Below are 26,327 nucleotides of genomic sequence, written 5' to 3'. Positions count from 1 at the left end.
GATTCGATATAATCGTGGCAGGTTTTAATCGGGTAGTTCATCCATCAAGGGATGAGAAGGATCGGGCATCAATTGTTCCCATTGTTTGGCGAGTGGTAGATTTCCGTTTTCATATATCTGTTTGATCAATTGGCTGTCTTCCTGATGATAAATGCCTATCGAAAAAGAGAGATTTTCATCGGGTTTTGGATCACTGATAATACCGATCATATCGCCTTTCTTCCATAGGCTGAAAAAGAGATTGTCAACGCGCTCGGATGGCAGGTTCTTTTCCATGGCTTTGATCCATTTGACAGCCATGAATGGATCCTGACTGATATCATAGAAATAGCCATGGCCATTTTCATCGTGTGGTACAACGTAGTAGATTGATAATATCGTATCATTTTTATCTTGGCACTTTGGTTTGGCGATGCTTAAAGCTGTGCTAAAAGTCGGGGTGATTTCGATCGCCAACGTGGTTTCGCAGTCACTATCCTCTTGCTTGAGCTTGCCAAAGCGTGAGAATGTGGTTTTCAATTTGTCTACATCATGCGGGTAGGCGACGAATGTTTTGACGAGCGTGTCAAGGATAGCGGGTGATATATATTCGCTTTTCGTTAGAGTCGAGAGATCACAATCATCAGAAAGTCCGCCCTCAAGCAGTATCAGCGATAGTGTTAAAGTATCGTCTTGATCAAGGTGCTGCGATAGGAGATCAAGCGATTCAGCGGGGACGATATCGAGCATTCTATAAATATCATCTTGAAAGTCGAGCCGTAAAGTCCATAGGCTGGAAATACGGTAGGCATAGCTGTCACTACGGCTGCACGTCTTGACCTTGCCGTGATAGCGCTTGTCAAGCGCTGAAACAAAGTCACGAACAGAAGTAAAATTGGGTAGGTTTATATAAATTGATTGGCGATAGGCCTTTTCGGTTTTATCAAGTGGAGAAAAATAGACGCCTTTTATCGAGATAGATGCGCTATCTATATCGACCGGAAAAGGGGTGTCCGGTTTATGGTTGGCTTCTGCTTGTTTTCGCTGTTTTATAATTTCGGGAAAATGGTCATGTGCATTTTCAAGATAATTGAAAAGGGTTTCATAATTATCCTTTGAAAGTGTTGTCGGCATTTCAGCCGATGCCGGAAGAACAATGGACTGTAAAAGCATGATAGTCAGAAAAAAGTTTTGACAGAAAGTCGTCACTTTGCCTCTCTTTTTGACCATGCAGTTATTGTTCCTGTTCCAGTCTATTGTCTGGTTGTAGAGTGGTCAAGGTGCTTGCTCAATCGGCTTAAAAGGTAGTTTTTGATACTTGATACAGATATTATATATGTGAACACACGATGAACCATAGGTTCAGTCATAGTTCAAATGTGGATCTCTAATCTTGGCTTGAAGTAAAGGAGATCATTACATGAAACGTTTGTTTATTCTGCTCATATCCATAGGTATTGTTATGCCGGCAACAGGTTTTATGGTCAGTGCGGCCGAGGCGCGCCCAGCTATTTCCGCTGGTCCGCATGGCAGTATTATTATCTATAAGTCTGGCGGGCGAGGGCCTGCGCATTATCGTCGTCACTACGGGCCACGTTATGGATATCGTGTGCCGCCGCCACCTTTTCAGCATTTTCGCCCCCACTATCGTCCGTTTACCCCCCACCATGGTAAACCGCCACAGTTGCATTATCGGCGCTAGTGCATTTCATATGCTGACGATGGCATTGTTCTGTCGATCTAATGCCATCGTCTATTTCGATTTTTTTATGGTTTTGATATTTTCATGTATCATTTGTATCGTTTCTTTTGATGCCGGATAGACGGTGAAAAAATTCATTCCGTCACCACCTGATTTTAATAAATAGGCGGTTAGACCAGATTCGGATAGCCAACTGCTTATCCGTGCATTCGGTATATTAAGGTCGAATAAATCATTTAAGACCTTGATCGCTTTGACCTCGGCCATGGGATCATGTCCGACAAGTTCTTTGATTGGCCAGTTGGAATCAAGATCATAAAAACCGAATCGTAAAATTGCGCCGGTGGCTTCTTCAAACTCGGGCTGGCATCCTTTTTTGTTGAACGCCATGCTGAGTGTCAATTCGCCAAGTTTGTCCGAATGGAATTCGGTAAGGGAATCCGTACAGCTGGTGTGTTCTATTTTGTAGTGGCCATATTGATCAAGGAACGCGCGTGCGGCTTCAAGCGATGTGAATGCGCTTTTGTTATTGAATAATGCAGATAGAAAGTCTTTTAATGTATCATAGCGGACGAGTTTTTTCGGCTGTATTGTATTAAGTGTGCAAGTGTTATCGAAATCTCCCAGTCGCAAGACAATTTCATACTGTGATGGCGCCATATCATCGTTGGGTGGCGTATTGCTTTCATCATAGGTGGTCATACGCATGGCTGTTTGTTTACCAATATTGCGCCATTCAACAGGGGCTGCCGAGCAGTTTTTGTTCGGGGCGCCAAAACGCTCAACCACCATTTTCCGAAATTTCAGAAAATCCTGCCAGCTTTTAAAACTGAGCTGAAAATACACACTGTTTTCAGCGACGTTGCTTTGGGCTGACATTAGTCCATAGACACCTGACATTTTCAAGCCGCTGCCATCAAGGCCGCCAAGAAGATAGAAAGGGCCGTCCTCAATATGTTCCCACCGCCCGAGTGTATCGCCTTGCGTTACAAGTTGATCGCGATTTTGGAAAAAATACGCGGCACCTTTGGAAAGACTATCCAGCACAACAGGAAAATTTTTGTCATCGAATGAATCAAAAGGATCAAATACTTCAGCATGAGCTGAAACTGATGATATAGCGAGATATAGAAGAGACAGAAAAGTTATAATAAAGCGCATTATTGTTCCTATCTCAGTACAATGACAGGCTGGGTATTGGACAAAAATTCATTGATACGTTGCAGGCGTATACCATAATGGAAACGAAAAGCTTCATAGCTATTACCAGATAGCGTTTCAAAAATAGGAAGTACCCCTGATTTTTCCGGCCAAAGCGTATAGATCATTTTCGGGCTTTGTCGCCAATGTGGCTTGCCGAAGGCTTTATCCAGCGCATTGTGCATCTTGACCGACCAGAAGGGATCATCAATGGCGTATTCATGTTCAAACCCCAAATCGATAGAACGCGGTTGCATTTGTGCGATATAAAGGTTCGCTGTATAGGTCTCTTGTGGGCAGGTGTCTTTGGTATAGCTTATTGTAATGGTGCTGTTTGGTAGAAGAGGTAAGTCATTAAGCAGGCTGAATTCTTCTAGACATTGTGTATCTGTTTGTGGGCGTAGTCGTTCTTCCGGTAGTTTGAGCATGTTGACCATTTTAGGCTGGGGTTTTTGTTTTTCAATCCATTGTGTGTAAGGCTTGAAATAGTTTTGAGTTATTTGTGACTTCGCGCCAATAATTTTGCCTGTGGCAATTTCGTTGATGACGTGTTGCAACTTTCCATTGTCAATCAGGCGTCGCGGATCGAGTGAATCAAGATCGCAATATTCATTAAAATGTCCTTCAATCAATAGGAAGCCGATGGAAACAAAATAGCGGTTTTTTTTGGCGTTGCCTTCAAGATAAATATTCTCTTTATTTTCAAAGCCGGGTGGACGATAACGAGTTTGTTTGAGCGCAAAGCCATTATCGAGGTTGCGCCATATGGTCAGCCCGTTGCTACATGAATTGGATGGTCTGCCAAATGTTTCATCAAGATGGCGGCTAAATTTGCGATAATCGGATTCCGACCAGAAAGTCATTTCGATTTGCATTTGGGCCGGCTTGAGTCGTGTATCGGGCATATATCGGAAGGCACCAAAATACTGGCCACTGAGATAGACTTTTTCTAAATACTCATCACGGATAAGGCGCATATTCGGAATATTCTTATTCATATATTCCCATTTGCCGAGCGCATCCCCTTTTTTAATAAGTGTTTTGTCATCAATGTCAGGCCCGAATGCACTTTGCGGATTTTTTAGCAGTGCTATGACCCGCGCTGCCATGGGGTGGCCATCCTTGCCAGGATCGATATCGGGTTTTAGTTGCGCCCATGCCGATACAGGAAGCATCAGTGTGATTATAAAAAAAGCATAACGCATTGTTGTATTCTTTTTTATGCGATCAGTTTTTAGCTGTAGTCGAAAAGGCTTGATACTGTGTGAGAGCCGCCACAAGATGATAGAAAATAGAAGCGGGTACATCGTCGGCAATAGCGCGACCATTTTCATCAATTAGGTCGATCCATAGGCCCTTGGGTGCTGCTTCAATATGCCAGCGGAAAAGGCGCCGTACACGGGCTTCAACCTCGGGCTTGAGATCTGGGCCTTCATTGCCATCCAAAGCGATTGCTGCCTTGATGACTTCGCATTGTGGCCAACTGCGCGAGCGGGTTTCAATGGGCATGCCTTCTCGTGAAATGACACTGTATGCCAGACTAGTTGCGCGGTTCATGCCATTGGCAATGGCTGAAGCATAAAGTTTGCGAGCTTTTTTGATGATGGTTTTTTGGCCCGATTGGCGTGCATAATCAACGAGCAGGGATGCCCATTCAAAATGGTGGCCGGGTTCGCATTGGTGGCCATATTCTTTATGGGGCATCCAGTCGGCATCAAAATATTCGCCGACTGTCCATGTATCATGATCAAAAAAGTGGCTTTCAAACAGATCAACAATGCGTGCAGCACGTTGAAGAAAGTCCTTGTTGCCGGTGACATTATACCAGGCAAGGAAACATTCTAATAAATGCATATGCGGATTGGAGCGGCGCGTTTTCTCGGCTTTACTGCTTTGGCTATCGGAAAAATAGCCGTGTCCCTGTTTGTCTGTGAGATATTCGTCCAGAAAGGCGAACGTTTCGGTCGCCAGTGTCAACGCCCTTTTATGGCCGGCGCGGTGCGCTTCAGCCAGAGCCAGAAGAACACAGGACTGGTCATAGCTGTCATCGTGGCTATCAATAATAGAACCTTTGGGATCAAGAACCATCGCCCAGCCGCCTTTGGCTGTGCGCCCTTTTTCCATAAAGTCGAGGCCATGATCGATGATTTGATGTGCCGGTCCATCCCATCCCATATGGGCGGCAGTGGCAAAAGCATAGACTTGGCGAGCCATGGTACGCATGCGTTTGTTACGGATAATCGGCAGGCCATCAAAGTCCAAGGCTTCATAGAAGCCTCCTTTGTCATCGATGCCGCGCTGGGACCACAACGGTAGGGCTTCATCAAACAGCCAATGTGAAACACGGTTTTGATAGGCACCGGTTTGAGGCATACGGTCTGCCGAAGGGGTAAATTTTGTTTCTAATCTTCCGGCTTTTTCAAGTGTCGCAACAACTTGGCGTACATTCTGGCTTTGGTTGACGGGCGCAACAAAAGTAGCGTCGTTGGTTGCAACAACGGCCATATCGTTTAATCCAACCGCAGAAAGCAAGCCGGAATCGGAACGCAAATAGGAGCGCTGGCAATCAATGGCAACCACATCGCCGATAATGACATTGCCATCTTGATCTGGTTGTACCGGTCCTGATTGCGCATCCAGCAAAGATTGCCATGATCCGAGATCGTTCCAGCGGAAGCGGGCCGGGATCAATGCGATGTTATCGGCTTTTTCCATAATGGCATAGTCGATAGAATCCGAGGGAATATCGGCATAGAGATCATAAGGTAGCCATGTGCCGGATACATCGTTATGGGCTTGCGCAAGGCTCTGTTCGGTTTTTTCCCAAATTTCCAGCTGGTCGCGCAAGAAAGCCGCTTTCATGGTTTGCGCAGAAAATAGGAAAATACCTGAATTCCATAGGAACCGACCGGATTGAAAATAGGTTTGTGCTGTTTCCAGATCAGGCTTTTCGACAAAGCGTACGACATCGAAAACGCCGTCTTTTTCTTGTGCGGTTTCAATGTAGCCATAGCCGGTTTCTGGTTTGTCGGGATGGACACCGAAGACAACGATGCGGCCCTTTTGGGCAGCGTTTGTACCGGCTTCGATCGTCTGCCAGAAATCATGATCTGTCGTGATGTCATGATCGGATGGTACGACAAGGATCAGTGCATTGCCATGTTCGGCAAGAGTAATCTGGGTGGCCAGAGCAACAGCGGCGGCGGTATTGCGGCCCAAGGGTTCAAAAATGGCGCGACCTTGATTGAGAGGAAGGCCGGCGATTTCTTGCTGTAAGCGATAGGCATGGGCTTCGGAACTGATCAGATATATTGGATCGGTGTTGTCTTTACGTGCTCCCATACGTTTGATCGTACGTGATATCATAGAGCCTTGGCCGGAAAGATTATGAAACTGTTTGGGAAAGTCTTCGCGCGACAAGGGCCATAGGCGCGAGCCGACACCGCCACTCATGATGAAGCTGACGATTTTTCCATTTGCGCTGTTTGCTGCCATGTTGCTTTCCTCTCTATATTATCGCTTTTAACTGGCGCGGGCACAACTATCAATCATGTGATGAAAAGGCATATGAAAATTTCACTAAAAACCGCTTGATAGAAAAGACATGCGGAGTTATAAGCCCGCCATAGACCGCGTTGACAAGGCGCAAAGTCGGAGTGTAGCGCAGCCTGGTAGCGCACCTCGTTCGGGACGAGGGGGTCGGAGGTTCGAATCCTCTCACTCCGACCAGTAAAATCAATAGCTTAGAGATTTGATGTTTTGGAATGTGTCACAATATGTGTCACAAATGAACCATTTTATCGACGCCGACAATATGGTTCCTTGGAATTCCAAGGAACCTCAAAACCCACGCAGGATAGCCAATATCTTCTGCCAGTATGTTGTCATTGATCTACTCCTGCTCTTTTTTTGAAAAACATTATGATGCTGTCAATCATAGCAACGCCGAGCGCACCACACAAGAAGCCTGAAAGCCCTATAATCTTTTCTGGTACAACATAACCCGTCTCGATCAGATCATACTTGCTCAATAAGTGGTACATTGTTTGAGCGACTATCTCAGCACCATAGACGGCACATAACGCTCCACCTATCCATTCCATGACCCTCTGTGGCCATTTGCGGGCAGGGCTGTGGATTTGCTTAACAAACGCACCGAATGCACCTGCTAAGGCCATTAAGAGCCAAGAAATGAGATAAGCCCACCAGTCCGGCGGGAAATGTTTTTCAGGCATAAGATTATTTCCAGCACTTCTGTTTTTGACCGAACTGATCTGTTGCAATTATCCAGCGTGTGAGTTCTGGCTCAACCTGAACCATACGGACAGGTTCATTTGCCTTGGGTGGTTTCTTCCATCCGCTGCAAGAGAGTGGCGCATTCATCATGCAGCCCGCCAATAGCAAGGCAAGCATCAATAGGGGAAAGGTCAGAAATTTCATGGTCTATTTCCTCACGGGTTTGATAGGCTTTGACCACACTTTCAAGCGTGGCCTTGCGCTCATAGCTGCGGCCATAAAAAAAGCCGCTCATAAAGGCGGCGGCAAATAATGCGGCAATTATGCCGATACGATAGGGGAGGGTCATGAAAGTTGCTCTTTCAGATTACGAACCGCTTTGATGATTTTATTTTGGAAAATAAGGCCAAAAGCAGAAACAACAATGAGAAAAGCCGCAAGGACAAGGATAACACGCCAGTCACCAAGCCAGCTTGCCCCACCGATTCCAGCCATGCCGACCATTGAGGTGATACGTTCCCAGAATCCACTTGTTTTATGTATTGGTTTGTCAATCTGTTTGGGAATTTTAACATCTACAACGGGCGCATCTGATACAATATCTGGCAAAGATTTTTTATCAGTAAGCTTTAAAAGCATTTTGTGCATGGCTGCACGAGTGCGCGGACCGGATAGACCATCAACCATAATGCCAGCATCTTTTTGCAGGGACTTTATATCGTTAGGTTTATAACCAAGGACTATGAGCGCAGACTTATCATACCACTTTAAACGGTCTGCATAGCCATTCAAACCGCCGTTGATTGTTTTTGTGACCATTTCAATGTCACCGCGATCAGCATAGCGATTGATACGGTTTACAGACCAATACCAGAAAGCGCAGACCGCAGACCAAGGGGCGGTCCCTATAAGGGAAGGTTCTTTTTCAAAGTCAGGAGGATTAAGGCCTTCTTTGACGCACCACTTATAGAAAGCCCGTACGTTTTTGCGGCCTGTAACCTGAATGAGACCATAGCCTTTATACTTTTTGCCGTCACCATCGAGTTCCGGTGTATTACCTAAATCAACACGAGTATCATAGCGTTTCTGTGCTTTTGTTGGTCCCCATATCTCTTGATTGTAATAAAGACCGTTTGATTCATGCAAAACTTGAGCAAGGAATTGGACAAGGCGATGCGGTAGATCAAGACCAAAACGAACGCCATATTTATCAAAGGCCTCAACGAGTGAATCAATGTTCTCTTTTTTTGCACGAGCGCCAACAATCTGACGCAGCATATTTGCTGTCAGCTTCATAGATTTTTCCTTTCAGACATAAAAAAAACCGCCTCAAGGGCGGGTAAGGATTGGATTATTACCGCTTATAACTTTTATGGTTTTGGCCATTCAATGGCATCAAAGATAGCTTGTGCCGCTTCCGCGGTGTCGGCAGCGTCAATGGCGGCCTTGGTCTGCAAGCGGATGGTTTCTATTGCCGCGCCAACTTGCTGCCACATGGCATAAGCTTGGGTGACGGTGATCGCCACTTCCAAAAGCGTGTCGCCGTCAATGCCCAAGCTGGCCTTTAAAAGCAGATATTCATCGGCGGGTGGTTCTGAACGCTCTTTCGGCTCTGCCTTATAGGCTGCGTATGCTTTGGAATATTCGGCGGCCTGATTGACCTTTTCCTGATAGGTCATAGCCTGCCCATCGCCGGGCGTGATATATTTCAGGCGCTCGGACTCGGCGGTTTGGTCAATCTGGGTTTTCAGATCGGCCTTAATTTCGTTCAGTATCGGCACGAAAAGCGGCAGGCCGTGGGCGGCCAGCACTTCGGCCAGTGCTTCATCGGTCTCGACGCCTTCAAGGTCTTTCGGCCAAGGTGTCGGCAGATTGCCTCCCTTTTTCCATTCGACAAAAGCCTTATCGGTTTCTTTGACAAGAGCCTGCTTTATACTGCAATAAATCCGGCCATCTTTGGCCATCCAGTACCAGTTTTTAGGATCATAAAACATAATAAACCTCAACCATATTGACCACCGGATGCAACATCACCCGCGACGGTGCCCGGAATAAAATTAACGCCTGCTCCATTGACCGAAATGATACCATTGAGTCTCGCTGCAAAACGACGCCCTGTTGGCATTCCGATCAATGTTGCATTTTGAGGAAAAACACTAATGACACCAAGCGTAGTAGCAAGCATCACAGCGGTTTGCGCACGAATGCCACTAAATGTGATTGTGACAGCATTTTCACCAATAAACGGATAACCGCCGAGCCTTATTGTTCCACCGCCGCCAACAAAAAAAACCGCTGTACAATCACCGCTTATTTTTATTTGTCCATTGGCGTTAAAGCTGCCACTGGCAACATTCACAATATAATTGCCAGAAACCGGCCCTCTTAAATTAGAATTTTTAAAAAGGGTCAGTCCTCCGGAATTCATTAAGGTTATTGTGTAGCCGCCAAGTTCTACATATTCAAATGTGACATTGCTGCCACTGTTTTGAAATGCATAGCCGCCATTTTGAAATTCATTGGGCGCACTGATAACAACCTTTGACGGGTCATCTTTGACGCCCGAAACGACCCAATTTTGTACCAGTGAAGGCTTAATCGTAAAGCCTTCATAGTCACCGGCTGCAACATTTAAATTGATTGTACCCGTTGTTATGTAGCGGCGGATGATAGCATCAACAGCGCCTTGCAGAGTTTTAAAGGGTGTGGAAGGCGTAAACCCGTTATTTCCATCATTGCCCGCAAGGCTATCAACAAAAAACGTGTCGGTTGGCGGTAAAACAAGGCGGCTATAACGCTTATCAAAATAAGCAATGGTCGGGTCAATACGCCAGCTTGAGCCGTCATAGATCAGATCGACCACATCACCGGCTTGAAAATCTCCACCAACCAGCGCTGAGCCGGTTTCATGATAGACAATCGGCTTTGCGCCCAAGCCGTCGACATTAAGGGTGGCGGCGGCGGTGTTGGCCGCTTTCAAACCAAGACGTATTTTCATACCGGTTGTCAAAGCAAGCGGCTTCGGGTTCAGCGTGGCGGTTAATTCGTTTTCTGTGCCGCCTGCTTCGGCATAAAGCCACTTTCCAGATTGTACGCCCCGCGCAAGCTGCGGTTGATAGCCGTCTGTTCCTTTGGTTAAAAGGGTGCCATCTGGCAGGCCGATCACATGGCCTTGCGGTGTCACTGTAAACATCCAGCCTTTTTCAGTCCATTCTGCAAGCTGGCCGTCATGGCCTGCCCATACGCCAGTGGCGGCTTGGCCTATAATATAGGCATCGCCAATGACCGGTTTGGTGGGCGGTGTGGTTGTGCCGTTAGCCGTCACCGGCACAAATGGTGCGCGGTTCAATTGCGCCAGCGGTACACGATAGCCCTCAAGGTCAAATGGCTGATAGACACCTTTGACACGGATAAAAACCTTGCCATCCGGCAAGCCGATTCCGTGGCCGTCTTGAGGTTGAATAAACTTCCATGATGTGCCGTCCCATTCTGCAAGTTGTCCACTTTTTCCCGTCCAATCTCCAGTGGCATTGACGGGAACGAGGTAAAGTTTCCCAGTAATTGGTGAGGTCGGTGGTGTCGTAAGCGTCATGCTTTCTACAGGAACAAAGGGAGCAACAGATAGTCGTGACAATAGTGTTGAATTGTAAGGTTGGAATAAAAACCACGAGGCTTCAACCGTAGGGGTGTCTGTGTTGTTGTCTTTCAATGAAATATAGATATTCTCATCCGTTCCATCTGAATAACGCACCATTGCATTTTTTTGATAGGCAACTGCTGTTCCACCGTTACTTGTAGCGTCATACCAAAATGGGATGCCATAAAGCTGGTATTGTTGAAGGTTGCTTGTCGTATCGTAAAGCACTTGGTTTGTGCCATCGCGAGGCATACGCTTAGCTTTGGCATCAGTCGTAGGGTCGCGCTCATAGTCAAGACCAAAGCCTTCTGAATAACTCAATAAGCCAGAAGATTGCGCTTCGTCTGGAATAGCTTCTTTGTCACCAGTTGCCGCAAATGGAAACCGGAAGAATTTAGGTTTTGCCATCGTTTTTTCCTTCAATAGCTGTAGAAGTTGGAATTTTCAAAGTTGAGATAGTAAGGGTCAAAGCCGAAGCTGTTGTTTGGCTGGATAAGAACTTTTTTCTCAACGCCTGCTGGTCTTGGTAAAACGTCAAAGTTTTCAAGAATAAAAAGCGTTTTGTCGTCTGGCATGAAGGTGAAAATAAATGTGTAGGTCATATCAAGACCGTCAAGAACATACACACCATCGCCAAAAAGCATTTTTAAAAATTGATTGACTTCGGGAACAGAACCACGAGAAACAAGCTGAAAATAGCGCAGCTTTAAGACCATTCGTTTTTGTTTAATTGAAAGACCTAAGACCGCATCAGCATCACGCCCAAAATTTGTGCCGAATGTATTTGTATTGCCATCCCATTTTGAATAGTTGCCGTTTGGATCTTCAAAACCGAAAACAACACGACTTCCTGAACCGGCAACGCCATAATTGAGTGGCACTTCCAAAATGATTGACCATACAGAAAGTCCAAAATCATTTGCGGTATCGAGATTGAAGACATCGTGATACCAATTTGTCCAGAATTGCTGTTGGTGGATTGTATGCCACGCCTGTTTTTGCTTCAATAACGATTGAAGGTGTTCAGCATCCTCGTACTGCCAGAGCAATACTCTCAAGAGGTTTACGGAATAATCAAATTGCTGGATTGTGGTCATGTGACGTTGACCTCTATTGAACCATTAGCAATTATTGCTTTCTCGTCCACCATGATTTTAATTTCATTTGATGAATAATTGATACCATCCGTCGATAAAAGAAGATTGTAAACAAAGAGCGTTGGATAGTTACGATTGATTGCTCCGGCCAATTCAAAAGCGGAAATGCTATTTCCAACTGTAAAACCAGCCTCGCCATCCATATCGCCATTTGCATATTGAACAATAGCTTCACGAATAACAGTGGCAGGGTCAGTAATGGCCGACGTAGAACGGATAAAAACCTTTGCAAAAATGTTAATGATCTTAGGTCGATCAAACTTTACTGTGTAGGTCTGTCCAGACACCGACTCTACAACATCTACTTTAGTTTTACCATTCCAACCGCAACCAAGGCTCTTTTTCTGTAAAAGCGACCATGCTACATCATCATCTGTTCCACCATCAACGCAAACATAAATTGAATGCGGTTCAAGTGTTACGGTCTGGACGGTTAAGGGCTTGTTTGTCGTGTTTTCAAGGAATTTAAGAGATTTAACACCTTCAACATCATAAAGACCTGAAACAATAGCTTCTGGAAGAGCCACCCCTTGCAATGCAAGCGTAACGCGCCTACGCGCACGAGCTGCCATGTCACTTTCTTCATTCTTTCCAAGCTCTGCTTGTTCTGGATTATTTATTGTTTCCCATCCAAGAACACCTGTGACGATGGTTTGCAGGGTATTCTTAGGTGCTGTTATTGCTCCAAGATCAACACTTTGGAACGTGCCGATTGCTTGTCCGTCATTGTCGATGATGACGGAGGAAACAAGCTTGAATACAGCACCATTTGGTCCACATCGAGCAAGGGAGCCTGATGGAATCAGTGTTGATGGTCGCCCTGTCATCACAACGTTGCGAATAATTGATGGTGTTGCTTTCACACGTGCGCCACCTGTTAAAGCCCATATTGCATCAAGAAAAACTCCTCCAGCTTGGTTCGGATTGATCTGGTTGGCAAGGGCAGCATTGTTTTCTATGACCGCGCGTCTTGCAATTGTTTCTGCTGTTATTAAGACCCCTTGCGGTGTTTCATCGGATACATCCAAGTCTTGACCAAATGAATTGCGAAATTCATCACGTACTTCTTCCAGTGTTTTGGCGGTATCCGGAACAATGACACCTGTGTTTGATATATATTTATAATCAGCCATTCAGTTCACCTGTTCCGTAAATCGTGTTGATGACGGCCTTGTAAATTAAGGCATCGCCTTGTTGTTTAATCTCAAGGCTTTCAATTCCAGTGACACCAGCTACCTTGCTAATTCTTGACCGGAAAGCAGCTTCCCAAACTACAAGCTTGGGCGTACTATTCCACACCACTTGAAAGTCGGGAAGGCCACGACCTTGCGCATAGATCATCTCATACCGAATGGCCTGTGCTGCGTGCTGACAAACGTTGAGAACGGCCTGAACGCTTTCTGTCATGGCTAATCTGCCGCCTGCATCAAGATGAAGGTCGTTATTTTCGTCTACCGAAAAAGATTTCATTTTATGAGCCTTGCTTTGGGATGCCCGTTAGGCTGTCGCCTGCAACCACGCCTTCGTGGCGGTGCTTTTCAAGCGTTGTGCCATCCGCACCAGTGATGCCACCCTCGGCCGTTAATGTTCCTTTGATAGTCATATTCCCTTCAATCTCAACTTCGGGACATTTAACGTTAGTCTTGAGCGCAGAAACAACATTCAACGTATCACCATCGAAAGTGATCTTGACCGAGCCGTCTGTATTTCCAATAACGATCTTGTCCAAGTCCTCATCAGCAATATCCCAATTTTTCATGCTGTCTGGCAGGAACATACCGTTTTCAAAGGAGTGCATCCGGTCTGTGTTTGGTGGCTGTGCTTCGTAGTTTCCTTGTTCCACCAAGCTCACATCACGATCACCAGCCATAACATAGCCGACATCACCAGCTTTAATCGGGAATGACATGAGCGCACCGCCACCACCAAACCGAAAGGCTGGAAGGCTTTTAATCGGCGCACGATCAATGATCTGCCCATCGGTCCCTTGAACCTGCACAAGCGGCTGAACATGCACACGATTGGTTTTTCGGTCATAACCAATGACTTTGACAGGCATCATGCTATCGGTGCTTTGCTGATGTTTTTTTAAGACGTGTTTGAAAACTCCTTCCAATGTTCCGCTATCGGCTGGGTCAATGGATGGTTGTGTGTTTTTATTCGTCATAGGCGTTTCGCCTCCGCTTCATAATACCATTCAGTGTCGCGCAGTGCTAAACTAAAATTCAGCTTGTAGATTTCATAATCACCATCAACGGCAGGGTTGAGTTCGCTTTTAATACGCAGCATCCCACCGATTACAGTTTCGTTATCAAAAAGGAATTTAACCTTGATGCCATGTTCTGTGATTTCAGGAATGCCGATCATACCTGTATCTTTTCGTAGGATACGAACCCGATTAGAACGAGGTTTTCCTGCGTCTTTAACAATCAATGTATCGTCATCAACGAAGACGTTGACGTTGCCAGATTGGCCAAGTTTATCAACTTGTTTGAGCGCCCCGCCTGTGAATGAATAATTAGCGATTGCTTTATCCGTCGCTTGAAAGTCGCATGTAAGGCCAGCATCCTTAGCAACACCATCAGCAAGGCTCGAAAGGTTTTCTCTTGCTTCTCCTGATCTTGCAACAAGATTGCCTTTGATAAAGTCCCCCGTCTTTGCTTCGAACGAAAGCCCAATATCTGGCGGCTGTGATGGTGTTGCAGATATAATATCGCCCATGAACAGCCTTGTTAATCCTGTGCTTTCTCGACCAGCTTCAACAATCAGCTTCTTGCGTGTACGGTTTTTATTGAATGGGCTTGTCTCGGTTAGAAGATAGTTTCGTACTTCTTTTTTAAGATTGAAGATTTCGACGTTGCATGAGTTTTGCAGGACGTTGGCTTTTTTCTCGCCAGAGGCTTTCACATGAAGCCCTTCATAAATATTCATCTTGCCATCAATTTCAATCGAAACACGCAACCTTCGTGGGTCAAACTTGTCCATTTCGAATAGCCTCAATTTCATCTTGGGTGATGTAAATAAGCTTTTGTGATTTCCCGAATTGTTTCCAGTCAGGAAGCTCGCCTTCATCTGTTAAAAGAATGAAATTTCCGGTCTCTAATCGAGTAAATGGAATAATTGGCTGTCCAGCAATAAGCCTCATACCTTGAACGACAGTTTCACCATCACGAACAATATCGGCCAGCATAGTGCCTCGGCCTTCTCGGATTGTAATCGTGACATGTACATCATCAAGACGGGCGGATAAAGACTGGGAAGGAACAGATATGAGATTGAGTGTTTGCATTATGTCAGCCTAATTTGTCCATTGATGCAGCAGAGAACCTTTTGAGTTTTGTGATGATTGATAGGCTTGACCTGCCTTGGCTGCATCGTTGCCGACTGTCTTGGTCGTTTGCTGTGTTCCACGATTAACCGTTGACACATCTTTTGAATTTGCAGCCTGTGAGGCTAGTATCTCTCCATATTCAGGTGTCACAAAGCGAGCTTCCTCAAACTTTAATGACGCCATAAGAACATCCATAAAATCAGGGTCTTCTTCATGAGGCATTTCGGTCAAAACCATATTTTCATACGCCTTGCCCTTTGTTTGAATAGTCAAAAGCTTACCTTGATCAAAGGTGCTTTTAATCTGCGATATAGTGTCCTTGTATCCATTGATGTAAATCACGTTCATTTCAATCAGAACCGGCTCAACCACGAGATGATCGGTAATTGTTGAACCATCTTCTAACGGATGGTTCATTATCTTGCTTGGTTCCCTGACACTTAGCCTTAAAGGACGGGCAAAAGGGAACATTTGAGCATAAGACTGTCCGTCCATGATAAACACTTCATCACTGTTGACAGTCGCGCCAAGATAATTTGCCGCTTGACCGAGTATGCTTTTATAATCCATTTAAAATCTCGTTCATTAAATGATAAAGGGCGCTTTCGCGCCCTCTAATGTGTAGGTTTGGAATTTGACAAGGCTAATGTAGCCATTTCGGTCATATCAAGTTCTTGAAATTCTGCTTCATATCGTAAAAGGATGTGACCCTTGATATGACGTTCACCGTCATTTTTTGGTTTGTAGACCTTCACAGCATCAATCACCGCATGGCGCTCTGTATCAATGTGGTTATATAATTGTTCGAGATATTCACCTGCTGCATTAAAACGCTCATTATCTCCGAAAGCAGGGCTGTTTTGCATCATAATGTTTTGTTGTACGGCCATTGATAGATATTCATAGAGGCTTAAAAGTTCACATAAACTCATATGAGCAAATTTACTCGAGGTAGGCGAGGGCGCAATGCCCTCACCGTTGATGTTGACGGATAGGTTATAATTATTCATCTGCTTTCCCCTATCATGCTGCGCTAAGGGCGCGTTTGATAAGTTTTGCAAGGCGTGTCATGCCTTTGGCCGTAACACGCACTTGTTCTGTTACCTTTTCAGTACCGTCAGAACGATAAACCGTAGTAATCTTATGTTCCATCAACCCAGATTGCGTTTTGGACTGATACCCAAGATAATGTGCGCTACCTGTCCGCTTATATATCCACCCATTCGATTGAAGCCATGCAAAAAGGTCTTTGGGGCGCATTTGTAGGGCTTTGGCTGCTTCTGTAATGCAGAGAGAGCCGTCAGCAATCGCAATACGCTCAAGTGCATCATGGGAAGGCTTCATTTCCTCAACTTGTGCTTCGAGAGCCAAAACCTTCTCAACATTATCCAACAGAAGTGTTTTCAGCACTGACGGGTCATTTAATACAAGGGCAGGGTCTTTTGCTCTACGTTCACATTCAATGAAGTATTGTCTCGCTTGTTTACCTTTTTCGTTTCGTTCGACCATTGCCAGCTCTTTGGCCATGTCGATTGAAATGGCGTATTCCTTGGCTGGACGGCCTCTTCCTGATTTTTCGCCAGTTTCGGCGAAAATTAAAAAGTCAACATTTTCAATGAACCCGTACTGTTCAATACGATCTTTTATCCAATTGGAAAAATCTTTACCAGCTTGAAGAAAGCTATGTAAATCACGAGCATTGACGGTTTGAATTGCTTCGTCTCCAATTTTACCATTGGAAACAGTGGGAAAATTGTTATATGTGTGTTTAGTCATATCAGAAGTTCCTTTTCTGGTTTGGTTAGCAGGCTGATGTTTCAGCATCAGTTTTGTGTTTTGCGGCAGGGGCTTGGACGCCAATCTCTTCCCCTGCCGCCTCATTAAGCTTGTAGGCTTTTTGAAGTTGATAGATTATTTCTGAATTCATTGATCGCCCATTAGTTTGTGCTTGTGCTTTGATATGAGCGCGCAAGCCATCGGGAAACCTCAGAGGAAACTGTTCAGAATGCTTTTTTGCGATAATCATTTTAATTTACTCCTTTATATCACGGAGATATTTATATCACGAAGATATGGTTGACTGTCAATAGAAAATATCACAGTGATAGTAAAATAATTTGGAGTACACTTATGCCTAATAAAACCAACAGAGATTCTGATCAGTATCTTTTACGTTTCCCTGATGGATTAAGAGATCGTATTCGTAATGCGGCTGAAAAAAATGGGCGATCAATGAATGCAGAGATTGTTGATGTTTTGTTAGAAGCGTTTCCGCCTGTTATGGGCCAAGCGGATTTACACCATTTTACGATTGCAGAACTTGCCAACGCAAAAACTGTTAACGACATAACTAAAGCTTTAGAAGGTGCAAATCATATTGCTGAAAATCTAAATTTTCCTTTCCGGTATGAAATTGGATATAAATTTGGCGACAAGAATAAAAAACAACTTGTTATCAGTTTTGTTTCCGACAATGATCAAGACAATGAAAACATTCTAAAAGCAGCTATTGATATACCAAGTCATTAAATTCATCCTCATGGATAAATTGGAGAAGGACAAACAGAATGAAAAAGATGATTAAAGCTTTCGCTATAGGTGTGCTGGCTTTTGCAAGCATGGTTTCCTTCTCATGTGCTCAGGATGAGAATGTTTATAAAGTGACTGGGGCTTCCATAACAAATGAGTTCAAAGAAAACGAACTGAAAGCTGAAGCCAAATATAAAGCTATCTCTACAATAATTACAGGTTTTGTTACGTCCGTTAGTAGAAATGGTCTAGGTGAGGTTGTCGTTGAATTGAGCGACGACCAAAATGGCGAAACAATAATTGGTTTAACACCAACTGATGAAACTTTGTCTACCATAGCAACTTTTGATAAAGGTGATAAAGTTACGTTTCAGTGTAAAGGCGCAACTAAGATTTTTAGAGTTCGTTTACATTCTTGCTTTATGCTTCACTAGAAGTGAATGACTAACGTTGCACTCCGTCGGCTGCGTTTGAGATAACTTTACTGTATTCTCGTTGTAAATTGTTACCCATACCTTGGGCAGCAGCTGCGGCTCCGGCGGCTGTATCAGTTGCATTGATTACAATGTTTGGTGATGCCACATTCACACTTGTATCATTACGAACGTCAATCTTTTGATTGTTGTTGGCAGGGATAGGAGTGACCTTTGTGTTTTCTATCCCTGTTTTACCTGCTTCAATAGCCGCGTTTGTTGCCTTCTGCTTTTCAACTTCCTTAGCACGATCTTCCTCTTCGATGCTTTTCTGTGCTTCTGCTTTGTCGCTGTCGGTCATGCCAAGCCAGCGTTTTGCCCAGTCTGGAATCATTTTTAAAAGCTCTATTTTTATCCAATCGACAACTTTTCCAACAATTCCTTTGAAACCTTCCCACATGTTGCCCCAAAATTCTTTAAGGTGGTTCAAAGCGCTCAAGAAGTGTTCTTTAAAGGCATCAATATCCCCGTTCCACAGAGCCGTGATCATCCCCCATATATTTTTCAAAAACTCAAAGGCGATACCTGCTTGCTGTTTTACAAAGTTCCAAACCTCGCCGATCATGCGGAGCGCATTTGCAACAGCAGGGTATTTCGAAGCCAAATCACCAAGTAATGACGGCTGACCACTCATGTATGCTAGAATATCTTCCAGTACCAATGCAAAGGCGGCACAAGCTGCAATTACCGCTAGAACTGGCCATAAGAAGGCGTTTGTGGCTATGGCGGCGGCGGTCGCATAGAGTGTATATCCGGCCACAGCAGCACTTAAAGCGCCAAAAAATATACTTACAAAGGTTTTGTTTTGCTGACACCAGCCAATGAATAAGGTCAGCCATTTAATGCCCTGCGTAAGAGCTGGCAGGAAAGCCGTCATCAATGATGTAGATGCAACTGTTGTAGCATCTTTGAACTCGTTTTGGGCTATTCGATATTTACGTGTCGCCTCTACTTGCTCCTCTGTAACAACACCAACCTTCTTTTGTGCTTCAACATGTTCAAGAACAGCCTTTTTCCCTGCCAAAATAAGTTTGACCATGCCGGGGTCTGTGATGCCAAGTTTTTTGAGTTTGTCAGTAGCTTTAACCGCTGACATTTTCTCGGTCGCACCCGCGAGATCAAGCAAAAGCTGGTTTGTGTCTTTCAATTCCTTTTTATTGTTTTTTAATTTTACACCCATACTTGCAAAAACCTTGGCAGCACCACTGCTTCGGTCTGCCGCACCCTCAATGGCCTTGTCAGCAAGATTTTTGATGTCATTGCTTGCAGATTGTACGTCACCGCCAAGATCACGAGCCGCGCGCCCCAATGCATCAAGATCACCAACCGCTATTCGTGATTGTGCTGCGGCTTTCCCAAGGCTTTCAACTTCACCAATTCGAGAAAAGGCACTTGAGACCATTGCCGTGACAGATACCAAGGCAAAAATTGGAGCGGCAATGCCTGTGATGGTGTTCGCGATTGAACTACCCATTGAACGCATTTTCTTGTCGGACTCAGCCAGAGACCTTTGAAAGAAGCTCATTTTCTTAGTGGCTTTATCCGTTTCCGTACCGATTTTGGATGCACTTTTAGCAACTTTATCAGCTTGCTTTTCTGCTTCTGCAAGAGCAATTGGAAGTGTTTCGACCTTATTGAAATCAACTCTTCCAGCGTCTTGAGCGGCCTTGGCAAAGTCCTTTGTTTTCTTTTGGACTTCATCCATATCAGACGCAAGTTCCCCCGCGTCTGACTCAAAGACAATAAAGAATTTCTCAAAAAGGCTCATCTTTTTTTCGTTTCCTGATATGCCAACCACTCATTAAAGCGTGTGACCATAATCACTTCCCAAAGATCAAAGGCGTCTTCTAACGTGTAGATCGTTTTGAGTTCGTTGAGGGTTGCTTTGCCGTCTTGGACGATTGTTCCGATAAAGCTGTCAATATTTTTGAAATCCACGGAACGGCCTTCTGCATGATATTCTCTAAGAAACCGGAGGTCGTTCCTAGTGCGAAAAAAGAGCAATTGTACTCCATCATTGCCGCCTCAATCCGCATCAATCCTTCCCAATCGGCCACATGATTATTGACAAGAGCCATCGTGCCAAGGGTCTGAATATGTCCCGTTTCTTCATTACGGACACCGACGTAGGACATCAGCTTGAGCATGGTTTCTTCTGACACACCATAATCGCCAAGCTTTGGAATATTGCTTGTTGGGTATTTAGCAATGATCTCACGTCCCTGAACGGCAGGAAACTTTGAAATGACATAAGTTTTTAAGGTGCCGTCTTGCAGTTTGATCTCAACGTCAATGGGTTGCAATAAGTCTGCCATTATTGATCTCCCTGCCGTGTGTGTGCCATACCTTCAAAAGCAAAGACATATTGAGATGTTTTAATACGAGAGGCTGATGAAACGGATTTGCCCGTCACACCATCCGTTAAGACACCGTTCGATAGCGTCATTGTTTTCCCGTCTGGGTAAAGAGCAACGATTGTGATAATGTCCTTAGATGACATCTTGCCTTTGCCAACTCGATTTGCCTCAAATAGAACATCAAGATTAATGTCATCTTCGCTGCTTGGAATGATATTGAGTGTTACGATTAGCGGATTCGCCTTTGACCAATAAACAAGGTCGCCATTTAAGCCCATCGCCTTGTCACGTATTTGAATGCTTGGGAAGTCAAACGGATCTGCATCATCAGCAAATTGCGTAATCGTAATGCCATTTGGATATGTTTTAGAAGCCGTCAAGCGGACTTGTAGGCCGAAGCCTGAAATGTCTTGTGCCATGTGTTAAAAACCTTTCAAAATTAGATAAGCGTGTGGGTGCCTTCGATCTTGCGAATGACATCATCTTTTGAGTAAACGAGTAGATATTTTGCGACCCACTCAATGCGCCCATCTGTGGTCTTGCTCTGCTCCATAGAGCAATCGAGCCAATAGCCAATGTCATAAAGCTGACGCCATGCTTTGTCGTCTCCGGTCATTTCGGTGACATAGAGCTGTTGGGTTGTGCTGATGTCTTTACCGACTGAAATGGTACCATTGAAAAGCGCACGATCAATCACGCTTTGAAGTGCCGCCATAACTTGACCACGGCCAGTGCGATTTGCCGACACTTTGGGCAGTGCCATAAGAAGCTCAAGTAATTGCGCTGCTGCTGCGTCCTTGAACCACATCTCATTCGCATAAGTATTCATATCAACGGGGGCTGTTGATGTTCCCATCATGACGCCCCGTTGGTAGAACTTAATCAACTGTCCGGCTGTCTGTGTGACACCCATGTAATTCACACGATGGTTGTCAAAGAAGCTTGCGTCAGAATTTGTCTCAACCTTGGCCTTGAGATTGAACTCGTTGAACATGTAATTGATCGTATTGTTGCGACGATTATAATCTGTTGAGGCAAGCAAGATCATCGGCGCCATTTCATCGTATTCTGACGTTGGTGTATAGGTTACACTCACGCCTGAAAGATCAACCAAAGCGGCATAGTATGACTCTGCTTCCTCTGGGGTTGCTGCTGGTACGCAATACATGAACTCAACGTTGCGTCCACTGTTTGCTTGTGCAACTTCCACAACATCAGGCAACTCAAGCTTGTCCATAAAAACAAAAGAACCAAAATTATTGTTCCGGTCAGCCGTACGCAAGAAAGCTTGTAATGCTGTTTCAACATTGGTTCCTGACGAAAGAACAACGCTTGTACCAGTCCAACCAAGTTTTTGCGCAATCGAATTGCTTGCAGAAGCATCAATAGCAATTTCGCCGGTTCCAACTGCGCCAGCTAAAAAGTTGAAAGATGATGTAATGGCATCATACGTGACTGTTGCGTTTTGAAAAGGCACGTCAGAAAGACCATTTACAGCGGTCTGAATGACGCTGGCAACATCTGACAAAGATACAGCATTGGAGAAGTCCAAGCTCGTCAGTGACGCTGTATAGCCGTTTATGGTTATGTTTAAACTGCCATCGGTCACAGTTTTCCATGATGAAAGCAATGTGATTGCTTTGCCGCCATAAATAGCCGACGCAGTTGCTTTAGGTGAATAGCGGGCAAAGGTGATCTTTTTAGGACGTGTAATTGTCTTTGAAATATAATCAAAATAGAATGAAGCGCGTTTTGCTTCTTCCGTACCTGCTCCAAAATAGCTGACGACATCAGACAATGTTGTCATTTCAACAATCGAGTTGGTAGGGACCTTCTGATTTGTAGTGAAGATTAATCCTGTCAAGTCACGCTGGCGAACAGACGCGCCTGCGCCAACGCCTGACGTAATGTCAACATAACGTTTAATATTTATAGCCATGGTCAAATTTTCCTTGAACTGTTTGGGCGGCGGGAATGACGCTTGTAACAACTTGCTTATGCGTCAGGATGATGTCGAACGACGGGCTGGCTTCAAACTGGCCTTTGTCATTCTGGAAATATGGATTGCGAATATCAGTCACACGGAGCGGCATCAGTCCGTTTTGTCTCAATAAAGCGATGCCGGCATCGCTTTGAAGAATATGTGCAGCACGATTAATCAGATCTACAGCGGTCAACCCTTCGGTTTCTTTTGGGTTTTCTTCGACCATCGCTATGATCTGGAAGGTGCTTTCATACCAAACTGTTTCAGTATGCAGAAAGTCGTCAGTGTCAGCTCTATACGTTTCCTTGCGTTCTGGATGCCCAAAGCGCTTGTCAAGTATCTTCGTCATATAGACGGCCATTCCATCTTCACGCCCTTGCGAGGTTGGCTGATATGCTCTTACGATTGACACGTTTGAGAGATTGAAAGCCTTAAAGCCTTCCATCAAGGCTGTGCGGAGGGTAATATAGATTTTCTTGTCATCCATCACCGACCTCAATTAATAAAACCGATTTCCATCCGTCAACGGAAGTCCAGTCTGTCTCACTCACGATCTGGTAAAGTCTGCCATTGAACCGGGCACGATCAGACGCCTTGTCACGCTTGATCGGCATCAAATCAGCCGATACATAAAAGTTTGCATAGTTTTCGCTAAGATTGAGACCGAGATATTGCTTCGTCATTGAACTGACGGGCTGAAAGCTGCCTCGTAACATGACGGGCGGTTTGAAGTCTGGTGCCTTGGAGCCGTCAGGCATGATAGCATTTTTATCAAAGGCAAGATATTCAACCTCTTGGCTGGCAACAATATCGAGTGCCGCGCCGAGTAAGTTTGAGCCGGGGATATTCATTCTTTTGGTTCCACAATTCCGGTTACTGTTTTCATAAGTAAACCTGTATCGACAAGCGGCTTATTGAAGCCTTTGCGCTTTACTGTCTTGGGGTTAAGGGCTGGTGATGTGACTGCCTTGATGGATTTAGCGATGTCACCTGCCGCCATGATTGCAGTATTCTCAAGAATCGCTGTCGGGCTGACAGAACCGTTGAGGCAGGCTTTTGCACCCTCGCTTAGTGACCTCATCCATTTGTCTTTGTTTTCTGAAATTGCCACACGAACAAACGGACGTGGTGGTATGCCCTTAGCTGTACCAAATTCTTGGTATTCAGCAACATCAACAACTTTCGTGCCGTCCTCATAGGTGGCATCTGACGGCCAGCCCGTCTTTCCGTTTACCTTAGATAGTTCTTCGATCATATCGCGAAGTTTATCGAAGCCACCACCTGACGAAGACATTAGAATCGCCCACCGACTTTTCGGAACGGTTTCTTTTCAGGTCGTCCACCAAAGTAATAACCGCCAGCAGATTTTGCTTTCAATAAAGCGAGAAGCTGTTGTCCATAGGGTGTCTGTGAAAGCCAGAAGTCCCACCCATCCTTAAACGGAGGGGCTGCGAGCTGTACTTGAACTTTGTCCACGACTGAACCACTTACAATTCCTGTTCGTGCTGATCGGTTGCTTCCAATCATGCTTGATAGGCTCAAAAGGTGTGCGGTCATGTAACTTAGTGCAAGAGCCAAGGGCGAGCCATTCAATAACGGTCCGTCCTTGGCACTGATGTAATTGGTTGCCATCTCCCAATTCAATGCAATCTGCTCGTCGGAGGTCACGGCAGTATCAGAAAAAGGGGGGAACTGTTTTCTGAATAGATCGAGATTGAGAGTATGTTCCATGTCACATCATTTCTTTTTGGAAGTTTTAGGAGCTTCTTCTTCCTTGAAGTCACCATCAACCAGAGGCGCACTTTCATCACGGCTGGCCATGTCAGCCGCAGCAACCTCTTCATCAACCTTCTTGTCTTTGACACTGATGAAGCCGTTAGACTGATGGGCTTGAAACACTGTATTTGATTTCAGCACTTCAAGTTGATCTTCATCAATTTCAGTCACGACACCCAACGGAGTAAACAGACGTTTATCTGCAACACTAGCGCCACCTTTGATGATGACTGTATCGGTTTCAATTGGCAGATCACCCGCGCCGGAAGCATAGTTCGTATACTTCTGGTCATTGGAAAGCGTTGAATAAACGTAATATCGTTTTGCCATATCAATCACCTTAAATGCCTGTTGCACGAACAACAGCAAATGGACGTTTACACATCACACCAGCCGTTGCGTTGCCGAAGTCTTCCAAATAACCCTTGGCGCGGTTTTCGACACCGAGCGCAATGTATTTGGTCGGGACCGCCTGCATGAACACCTGACCGCCATCTGTGGAGCCGTCTGTTACCTTTTCAGCATAAAGATAGGCTGCACTTACGCCACCATTGGCTTTGTCAAGTTCAGGCGCTGTGATGATACGCATTTTCGGATAGGTTTTAGACAACCAATCATAGACGCTGTTGCCATATTCAGACGTGACCGAGAGATATGTTACTGCACTGACCGGAATGGCGAGTGTGGTCTCATGGTCAATTGCATTGATGGTGCTGGCAGACTGAACGAGAAGCTTGTTCACCAGACCGCGAATATCAGCAGTGATTTCAAGGAAGGTTTTTGCATTCCATGAAGATTTACCACTGGCACCATTCGCAACCGAGATATATGCAGGCAACGCAGGGTCATTCAAAAAGCCATATGTGCGGTTTTCACCGTTATTATAGCCATAAAAGCCGATACGATTACGCTGAATTTCAAGTGATACAGATGCCGCATTGCGCTTTTCAGCAGCCGTGTTGACGTTCTGACGACCGCTCCGCGCTTCTTCAAGTTTACCAACGCTAAAGCCCTGTTCAAAGCGAACGATAGTCCGGCGTTCATAGTTTGTATTCCAAGACGCAAGAGGCACGTTGGTATGGTCGCCATAGAGTGCTGCTTGTCCGGTTGGCTCCATAACGCCCTGAACGATTTCTTCATCTTCCCAAGCGCCAACAGTAGAGATGCCAATAAGGTCATCAATCTTGCGGGGTGTTGTGTTGATTTGAACAAAGCCCGGCAACCAAGCCTGCAAAAACTGGATAGGTGTGCCAATGGAGCCGCTTGTCATGGTCGTTGAAAGACCAGAGTCCATCATGGAGCGTATAGTGCTGTGATCAAGACTGATACCAATATGTTTAAGGTCTTCGTAGCTTTTGCAGTCTTGAGCCGTCATGGTCAATGGCTTCAAGCCACGGCCAGAAAGGCTTGAGTGAATAACAGATTCTTTCATATCTATGGTATCCTTAGTTTGTCAGTTTTACGACAGCCAAAGCCGCGCTTGTGTTTGAAAAGCGGCTCACATAGGCGTTGGGAATGAGTGTCTTGCCAGCCGGTGCAGTCGCACCTTGAGCAGCAAAACTAAGTTGGCCATTGGTTGGATCAAAATAGACCAGATCACCAACTGAAACAGCTGCGTTAGCCTCTACGATGACTTCACCCATTGTAAGCAATTCAACGGCAACATCGTTCTTAACGACCGATATCGGAGCAAGATCAACATTAAAAGCAGCATGGCTTTTTGGGTTGATGAGAATACCGGCAAACACACCGTCGCCACCAGCCTGCGCGATGATAGGCTTGGGGTCTGTTGCTGTATCGGTCGTGCCTGTTGCACCTGAAACAACTGTGAAGGCTCGGCCAATAACGTTGTTGGCTTCTGTGGTTGTTTTAAGCATAGCAGGTACTGCACGAATGGGACCGTCCACGGCCAACTCACCCACGACACCAAATGCCTGATGGTCAAGAATTTCTTTCTGGAACATTA

At 45.2% G+C, this 26,327-nt stretch carries 33 protein-coding genes and 1 tRNA gene; 4 read left to right on the top strand and 30 right to left on the bottom strand.

Annotation, left to right across the window (positions count from 1 at the left end; translation table 11 throughout):
* Positions 1-24: 24 nt before the first annotated feature.
* A complete protein-coding gene (locus ACYZ97_RS08590) occupies positions 25-1,209 on the bottom strand; it encodes a hypothetical protein (RefSeq protein ID WP_473298154.1) in 1,185 nt (394 codons plus the stop codon).
* Positions 1,210-1,399: 190 nt separating this feature from the next.
* Between ACYZ97_RS08590 and ACYZ97_RS08585 the strand changes: the two genes are divergently transcribed.
* Positions 1,400-1,681: a hypothetical protein gene (locus ACYZ97_RS08585; RefSeq protein ID WP_473298153.1), complete on the top strand. Its 282-nt coding sequence runs from the start codon at positions 1,400-1,402 to the stop codon at positions 1,679-1,681.
* A gap of 51 nt (positions 1,682-1,732) precedes the next feature.
* Here ACYZ97_RS08585 and ACYZ97_RS08580 read toward each other — a convergent pair whose 3' ends face one another.
* The 3 genes from ACYZ97_RS08580 to ACYZ97_RS08570 are packed head-to-tail and all read right to left on the bottom strand — an operon-like array spanning position 1,733 to position 6,376.
* Complete coding sequence (locus tag ACYZ97_RS08580) at positions 1,733-2,842, bottom strand: hypothetical protein (RefSeq protein ID WP_473298152.1); 1,110 nt, start codon at positions 2,840-2,842, stop codon at positions 1,733-1,735.
* 8 nt (positions 2,843-2,850) lie between these two features.
* Positions 2,851-4,086: a hypothetical protein gene (locus ACYZ97_RS08575; RefSeq protein ID WP_473298151.1), complete on the bottom strand. Its 1,236-nt coding sequence runs from the start codon at positions 4,084-4,086 to the stop codon at positions 2,851-2,853.
* Positions 4,087-4,108: 22 nt separating this feature from the next.
* On the bottom strand, positions 4,109-6,376 hold the full coding sequence (locus ACYZ97_RS08570) for an AGE family epimerase/isomerase (RefSeq protein ID WP_473298150.1): 2,268 nt from the start codon (positions 6,374-6,376) through the stop codon (positions 4,109-4,111).
* A 157-nt stretch (positions 6,377-6,533) separates the two neighbouring features.
* Between ACYZ97_RS08570 and ACYZ97_RS08565 the strand changes: the two genes are divergently transcribed.
* A tRNA-Pro gene (locus ACYZ97_RS08565) sits at positions 6,534-6,610 on the top strand.
* Between the two features lie 155 nt (positions 6,611-6,765).
* Here the strand turns inward: ACYZ97_RS08565 and ACYZ97_RS08560 are convergent.
* The 15 genes from ACYZ97_RS08560 to ACYZ97_RS08490 all read right to left on the bottom strand — a co-directional run bounded on the left by ACYZ97_RS08560 (position 6,766) and on the right by ACYZ97_RS08490 (position 17,268).
* Positions 6,766-7,116, bottom strand: a complete 351-nt coding sequence (locus ACYZ97_RS08560; RefSeq protein WP_473298148.1) for a hypothetical protein — start codon at positions 7,114-7,116, stop codon at positions 6,766-6,768.
* A 95-nt stretch (positions 7,117-7,211) separates the two neighbouring features.
* Entirely contained in the window at positions 7,212-7,466 is a 255-nt protein-coding gene (locus ACYZ97_RS08555; protein WP_473298147.1) for a hypothetical protein, read from the bottom strand.
* Positions 7,463-8,413 (bottom strand): glycoside hydrolase family 19 protein, encoded by a 951-nt coding sequence (locus tag ACYZ97_RS08550; RefSeq protein WP_473298146.1) that lies wholly within the window; start codon positions 8,411-8,413, stop codon positions 7,463-7,465. Before ACYZ97_RS08550 ends, ACYZ97_RS08555 begins: the two co-directional genes overlap by 4 nt.
* A 74-nt stretch (positions 8,414-8,487) precedes the next feature.
* Positions 8,488-9,111 carry a hypothetical protein gene (locus ACYZ97_RS08545; protein ID WP_473298145.1) on the bottom strand — a complete coding sequence of 208 codons (624 nt, stop codon included), beginning with the start codon at positions 9,109-9,111 and terminating at the stop codon, positions 8,488-8,490.
* Between the two features lie 8 nt (positions 9,112-9,119).
* The gene (locus ACYZ97_RS08540; protein ID WP_473298144.1) at positions 9,120-11,162 is read right to left on the bottom strand and encodes a DUF2793 domain-containing protein; all 2,043 of its coding nucleotides are present in this window, start codon (positions 11,160-11,162) and stop codon (positions 9,120-9,122) included.
* An 11-nt stretch (positions 11,163-11,173) separates the two neighbouring features.
* The gene (locus tag ACYZ97_RS08535) at positions 11,174-11,851 is read right to left on the bottom strand and encodes a baseplate wedge 1 family protein (protein WP_473298143.1); all 678 of its coding nucleotides are present in this window, start codon (positions 11,849-11,851) and stop codon (positions 11,174-11,176) included.
* A complete protein-coding gene (locus tag ACYZ97_RS08530) occupies positions 11,848-13,044 on the bottom strand; it encodes a baseplate J/gp47 family protein (RefSeq protein ID WP_473298142.1) in 1,197 nt (398 codons plus the stop codon). The genes ACYZ97_RS08535 and ACYZ97_RS08530 overlap by 4 nt, the downstream gene beginning before the upstream one ends.
* The gene (locus ACYZ97_RS08525) at positions 13,037-13,381 is read right to left on the bottom strand and encodes a contractile injection system sheath initiator (RefSeq protein WP_473298141.1); all 345 of its coding nucleotides are present in this window, start codon (positions 13,379-13,381) and stop codon (positions 13,037-13,039) included. Before ACYZ97_RS08525 ends, ACYZ97_RS08530 begins: the two co-directional genes overlap by 8 nt.
* A 1-nt stretch (position 13,382) precedes the next feature.
* Positions 13,383-14,078, bottom strand: a complete 696-nt coding sequence (locus ACYZ97_RS08520; RefSeq protein WP_473298140.1) for a Gp138 family membrane-puncturing spike protein — start codon at positions 14,076-14,078, stop codon at positions 13,383-13,385.
* Positions 14,075-14,896 (bottom strand): baseplate hub protein, encoded by an 822-nt coding sequence (locus ACYZ97_RS08515; RefSeq protein ID WP_473298139.1) that lies wholly within the window; start codon positions 14,894-14,896, stop codon positions 14,075-14,077. The genes ACYZ97_RS08520 and ACYZ97_RS08515 overlap by 4 nt, the downstream gene beginning before the upstream one ends.
* Complete coding sequence (locus ACYZ97_RS08510; RefSeq protein ID WP_473298138.1) at positions 14,883-15,200, bottom strand: phage baseplate plug family protein; 318 nt, start codon at positions 15,198-15,200, stop codon at positions 14,883-14,885. The genes ACYZ97_RS08515 and ACYZ97_RS08510 overlap by 14 nt, the downstream gene beginning before the upstream one ends.
* Before the next feature lie 9 nt (positions 15,201-15,209).
* Positions 15,210-15,812: a phage baseplate protein gene (locus ACYZ97_RS08505; protein WP_473298136.1), complete on the bottom strand. Its 603-nt coding sequence runs from the start codon at positions 15,810-15,812 to the stop codon at positions 15,210-15,212.
* Between the two features lie 44 nt (positions 15,813-15,856).
* Positions 15,857-16,252, bottom strand: coding sequence for a hypothetical protein (locus ACYZ97_RS08500; RefSeq protein WP_473298134.1), 396 nt, complete (start codon positions 16,250-16,252; stop codon positions 15,857-15,859).
* 13 nt (positions 16,253-16,265) lie between these two features.
* Positions 16,266-17,066 (bottom strand): phage antirepressor KilAC domain-containing protein, encoded by an 801-nt coding sequence (locus ACYZ97_RS08495; protein WP_473298132.1) that lies wholly within the window; start codon positions 17,064-17,066, stop codon positions 16,266-16,268.
* A complete protein-coding gene (locus ACYZ97_RS08490; RefSeq protein WP_473298131.1) occupies positions 17,044-17,268 on the bottom strand; it encodes an Arc family DNA-binding protein in 225 nt (74 codons plus the stop codon). The genes ACYZ97_RS08495 and ACYZ97_RS08490 overlap by 23 nt, the downstream gene beginning before the upstream one ends.
* Before the next feature lie 104 nt (positions 17,269-17,372).
* Here ACYZ97_RS08490 and ACYZ97_RS08485 point away from each other — a divergent pair, with 104 nt between their 5' ends.
* Both ACYZ97_RS08485 and ACYZ97_RS08480 read left to right on the top strand, forming a co-directional pair.
* Positions 17,373-17,771 (top strand): Arc family DNA-binding protein, encoded by a 399-nt coding sequence (locus tag ACYZ97_RS08485; RefSeq protein ID WP_473298130.1) that lies wholly within the window; start codon positions 17,373-17,375, stop codon positions 17,769-17,771.
* A gap of 38 nt (positions 17,772-17,809) precedes the next feature.
* Complete coding sequence (locus ACYZ97_RS08480) at positions 17,810-18,205, top strand: OB-fold protein (protein ID WP_473298129.1); 396 nt, start codon at positions 17,810-17,812, stop codon at positions 18,203-18,205.
* A gap of 10 nt (positions 18,206-18,215) precedes the next feature.
* Here ACYZ97_RS08480 and ACYZ97_RS08475 read toward each other — a convergent pair whose 3' ends face one another.
* The 11 genes from ACYZ97_RS08475 to ACYZ97_RS08425 all read right to left on the bottom strand — a co-directional run bounded on the left by ACYZ97_RS08475 (position 18,216) and on the right by ACYZ97_RS08425 (position 26,325).
* Positions 18,216-20,012, bottom strand: coding sequence for a phage tail tape measure protein (locus ACYZ97_RS08475; protein ID WP_473298127.1), 1,797 nt, complete (start codon positions 20,010-20,012; stop codon positions 18,216-18,218).
* A 79-nt stretch (positions 20,013-20,091) separates the two neighbouring features.
* A complete protein-coding gene (locus ACYZ97_RS08470) occupies positions 20,092-20,559 on the bottom strand; it encodes a hypothetical protein (protein ID WP_473298126.1) in 468 nt (155 codons plus the stop codon).
* Positions 20,559-21,020 (bottom strand): phage tail fiber protein, encoded by a 462-nt coding sequence (locus ACYZ97_RS08465; RefSeq protein WP_473298124.1) that lies wholly within the window; start codon positions 21,018-21,020, stop codon positions 20,559-20,561. The genes ACYZ97_RS08470 and ACYZ97_RS08465 overlap by 1 nt, the downstream gene beginning before the upstream one ends.
* Positions 21,021-21,040: 20 nt before the next feature.
* Entirely contained in the window at positions 21,041-22,540 is a 1,500-nt protein-coding gene (locus tag ACYZ97_RS08460) for a DUF3383 domain-containing protein (protein WP_473298123.1), read from the bottom strand.
* A complete protein-coding gene (locus ACYZ97_RS08455) occupies positions 22,524-23,072 on the bottom strand; it encodes a phage gateway protein (protein WP_473298122.1) in 549 nt (182 codons plus the stop codon). Before ACYZ97_RS08455 ends, ACYZ97_RS08460 begins: the two co-directional genes overlap by 17 nt.
* On the bottom strand, positions 23,065-23,436 hold the full coding sequence (locus tag ACYZ97_RS08450; protein ID WP_473298121.1) for a phage collar protein: 372 nt from the start codon (positions 23,434-23,436) through the stop codon (positions 23,065-23,067). The genes ACYZ97_RS08455 and ACYZ97_RS08450 overlap by 8 nt, the downstream gene beginning before the upstream one ends.
* Positions 23,433-23,879 (bottom strand): hypothetical protein, encoded by a 447-nt coding sequence (locus ACYZ97_RS08445; protein WP_473298120.1) that lies wholly within the window; start codon positions 23,877-23,879, stop codon positions 23,433-23,435. The genes ACYZ97_RS08450 and ACYZ97_RS08445 overlap by 4 nt, the downstream gene beginning before the upstream one ends.
* Positions 23,879-24,316, bottom strand: coding sequence for a DUF4054 domain-containing protein (locus ACYZ97_RS08440; protein WP_473298119.1), 438 nt, complete (start codon positions 24,314-24,316; stop codon positions 23,879-23,881). The genes ACYZ97_RS08445 and ACYZ97_RS08440 overlap by 1 nt, the downstream gene beginning before the upstream one ends.
* 6 nt (positions 24,317-24,322) lie before the next feature.
* Entirely contained in the window at positions 24,323-24,691 is a 369-nt protein-coding gene (locus tag ACYZ97_RS08435; RefSeq protein WP_473298118.1) for a hypothetical protein, read from the bottom strand.
* A gap of 10 nt (positions 24,692-24,701) precedes the next feature.
* Positions 24,702-25,793: a major capsid family protein gene (locus tag ACYZ97_RS08430; RefSeq protein ID WP_473298117.1), complete on the bottom strand. Its 1,092-nt coding sequence runs from the start codon at positions 25,791-25,793 to the stop codon at positions 24,702-24,704.
* 13 nt (positions 25,794-25,806) lie between these two features.
* Positions 25,807-26,325: a structural cement protein Gp24 gene (locus ACYZ97_RS08425; protein WP_473298116.1), complete on the bottom strand. Its 519-nt coding sequence runs from the start codon at positions 26,323-26,325 to the stop codon at positions 25,807-25,809.
* Between the last annotated feature and the right edge of the window lie 2 nt (positions 26,326-26,327).

It is taken from the genome of Bartonella sp. bp_1, assembly GCF_055808085.1.
Note: the sequence above shows the minus strand (reverse complement) of the source record. Positions and strands in the feature narration are given on the sequence as shown.